General features: G+C 74.3%; 3 protein-coding genes and 1 pseudogene. 2 read left to right on the top strand and 2 right to left on the bottom strand.

The window, feature by feature from the left end:
- Positions 1-126: pseudogene (locus tag G5C65_RS39835) on the top strand (IS630 family transposase); the annotation flags it as partial.
- 154 nt (positions 127-280) lie between these two features.
- On the opposite strand, the gene G5C65_RS34890 reads toward G5C65_RS39835, so the two are convergent.
- Positions 281-1,126, bottom strand: coding sequence for a helix-turn-helix domain-containing protein (locus tag G5C65_RS34890; protein WP_165303074.1), 846 nt, complete (start codon positions 1,124-1,126; stop codon positions 281-283).
- 98 nt (positions 1,127-1,224) lie between these two features.
- On the opposite strand from G5C65_RS34890, the gene G5C65_RS34895 reads away from it, so the two are divergent.
- Positions 1,225-2,043 carry an NAD(P)H-dependent oxidoreductase gene (locus G5C65_RS34895; protein ID WP_165303075.1) on the top strand — a complete coding sequence of 273 codons (819 nt, stop codon included), beginning with the start codon at positions 1,225-1,227 and terminating at the stop codon, positions 2,041-2,043.
- Here G5C65_RS34895 and G5C65_RS34900 read toward each other — a convergent pair.
- On the bottom strand, positions 2,033-2,854 hold an 822-nt coding region (locus G5C65_RS34900; protein ID WP_241266279.1), incomplete at its 5' end, for an SAM-dependent methyltransferase. The genes G5C65_RS34895 and G5C65_RS34900 overlap by 11 nt on opposite strands.

Raw genomic sequence — 2,854 nt, forward strand, 5'->3', positions numbered from 1 at the left:
GACATCCGCACCTGGCTCGCCGACTGGAACACCAACCCCCGGCCCTTCATCTGGACAAAGACCGCCGACGAGATCCTCGAAAAGGTCGCAACCTACTGCCGACGAATCTCCGACTCAGGACACTAGGCCGTGTCCGGGGGATCGTGCAGGGCAGTCCCCGGCGCCCCGCAGGGGCGCTTCAGGGGCGCGGGGAACTGCGCGCGCAACCACAGAGCACCCGCTGGACGGCGACGAAACGGCAAGGGGCTGCCCCTGCCCCGCACGAGCCCCCGGGCACGGCTCAGGCCGCCGCCGAGGTCAGCGCGGCCAGGGCCCGCGCCTCCGCGCTGTCCTCGGCGGCGGTGAAGGCGTGCAGCTCCAGCGCCGGGGGGACCCGCATCACCTGGTAGTCCAGCGTCAGCGCGCCGGCCACCGGGTGCTGGACCCGCTTGCGTCCGCCCTCGCAGATCACCGCCTCCCCCGAGTCCCAGATCCGCCGGAACGCAGCGCTGCGCTCCGACAGCGCCGTCAGGAGCCCGGCCAGCTCCGCGTCCTCGGGGAAGCGCCCCGCCGCGATCCGGAGCTGGCCCACGGCCTCCCGCGCCCGGTTCTCCCACTCGGGGAAGAGGTCCCGGGCAGCGGGGTCGAGGAACAGGAACCGGGCCTGGTTGCGGTCGCGCCGGGCGGGGTCGCCGAGCCCGCCCATCAGTTCGGCCCCCGGCGCGTTCCAGGCCAGCACGTCCAGCCGGTGGTCCACCACGAACGCCGGGCACCGCGGCGCCATGCCGTCCACGATCCGGCGCAGCGCCGGGCCGACCCCGTCCACCCCGGCGGGCGCCGGTGCGGGTCCGCGCCGCCCCTCGGCCAGCGTCGCCAGGTGCCGCCGCTCCGCCGGGCCCAGCCCGAGCGCCCCGGCGAGCGCGTCGAGCACCTCGGGGGAGGGCTGGTTGGCGCGGCCCTGTTCGAGCCGTACGTAGTAGTCCACGCTGATCCCGGCGAGCTGGGCCAGCTCCTCGCGGCGCAGCCCGCGCACCCGGCGTCTGCGGCCGGGGGCGATCCCGACCTGCTCCGGCGCGACCCGTCCCCGCCGGGCCCGCAGAAAGGTGCCCAGTGCCCGCCGCGCGTCACCGATCCCGCTCTCGTCCATACGCTCCAGTATGGGTGGCCTTCGCAGTACCAGGAGTGCCGCTCCTCCGGACAGCCCGGGTACTGGTTGCCGCGCCCGAGCCGGGCGAGCGTGGGGCCATGAACACCACGCCTGACGCCGTGCGGCCCCGCAACGTCCTCCTCGTCACCGCCCACCCCGAGCCCCGCTCGCTCAACGCCTCTCTCGCCGCCTTCGCCGCGGGCGAGCTGCGCGCCGCGGGGCACCGGGTGCGGGTCTCCGACCTGTACGCCATGAAGTGGAAGGCGGGCGTCGACGCCGACGACTTCCCCGGCCACGCCGGGCCCGAGCGCCTCGACATCCTGGCCGACTCCGGCCGCGCCACCCTCGCCGGCGGGCTGGCCGGGGACATCGCCGCCGAGCAGGAGAAGCTGCGCTGGTCGGATGCGGTGATCCTGCAGTTCCCGCTGTGGTGGTTCTCGGTACCGGCGCTGCTGAAGGGCTGGATCGACCGGGTGTTCACCTACGAGTTCGCGCACGGCCCGTCCGTCCCGCCGCCGTACGGCGAGGGCCCGCTGGCCGGGAAGCGGGCGCTGATCTCGGTGACGGCGGGGGCCCGCGCTTCGGCGTTCTCCGAGCGGGGCATCCACGGGCACCTCGCCGACATCCTCTTCCCGCTCCAGCACGGCCTGTTCTGGTTCACCGGCATCGCACCGCTGGAGCCGTTCGCGCTGTACGGCGCGGTCGGCCTGGAGCCGGAGCGGTTCGAGGAGGCGAAGGAGGCGTACGCGCGGCGGCTCGCCGGGCTGTTCACGGACGCGCCGGTGCCGTTCCGGGCCCTGGAGGGCGGAGACTACGGCCACGACATGCGGCTGCGCTCCGGCGCGGAGGCGCCGGGCACCAGCGGGTTCGGCCTCCACCGCCGCCCCGCCGGCGCCGCCGCGGCCGCTACCGCTTGACGCCCACGCCTCCGTAGCCGCAGTACATCGCCAGCTCCGGGCCCTCGGGGGGCGGGCCGTCCGGGCGCCACAGCGGCATCTGCACCAGGCCGGGGTCCAGCAGCTCGAAGCCGTCGAAGAAGGGCAGCACCTCGTCGTAGGAGCGCAGCAGCAGCTTGGCCGTGGCCCGGTTGTAGACCTGGGTGGCGCCGCCCAGCTCGCCGTCGTCCGCCACGTGGAAGTCCTCGGTGATATGGGAGAGCGCCAGATAGCTGCCGGGCGGCAGCGGGTCGGTGAGGGCGCGGACGATCGCCCGGGGGTCCTCGCCGTCCTCGATGAAGTGGAGCACGGCCATCAGCATCAGCGCGACCGGCTCCCCGAAGTCGATCACCGCGCGCAGGTCCGGGTGGTCCAGGATGCCCTGCGGGTCCCGCAGGTCGGCCAGGACGAAGCCGGCGTTGCCGCTGTTGGTCAGCTTCGCGTCGGCGTACTGGGCGACGATGGGGTCGTTGTCGACGTAGGCCACCCGTACGCCGGGGGCGGCCTCCCTGGCGACCTCGTGGGTGTTCGGCGAGGTGGGGATGCCGGTTCCGATGTCGATGATCTGGCGGACGCCCGCGCCGACGACGGTGCGCACGGCGCGGTGGAGCAGATCGCGGTTGCCCCGCGCGCCGTACCCGATGTCGGGCGACAGGTCGAGCACGCGCTGTGCGGCCTCGCGGTCGACCTCGTAGTTGTCCTTGCCGCCCAGGTAGTAGTCGTACATCCGGGCGGGGTGCGGTGTGGTCGTGTCGATCTGGTCGATCGTGAAGCCGTCCCGGCTCCCCCTCCC

It is taken from the genome of Streptomyces boncukensis, from assembly GCF_011045075.1.
Lineage (GTDB): Bacteria > Actinomycetota > Actinomycetes > Streptomycetales > Streptomycetaceae > Streptomyces > Streptomyces boncukensis.

Excerpts from the sequence above, each read along its gene's own strand:
- G5C65_RS34890 (WP_165303074.1), bottom strand. The coding sequence starts at position 1,126 with ATGGACGAGAGCGGGATCGGTGACGCGCGGCGGGCACTGGGCACCTTT.
- G5C65_RS34895 (WP_165303075.1), top strand. The coding sequence starts at position 1,225 with ATGAACACCACGCCTGACGCCGTGCGGCCCCGCAACGTCCTCCTCGTC.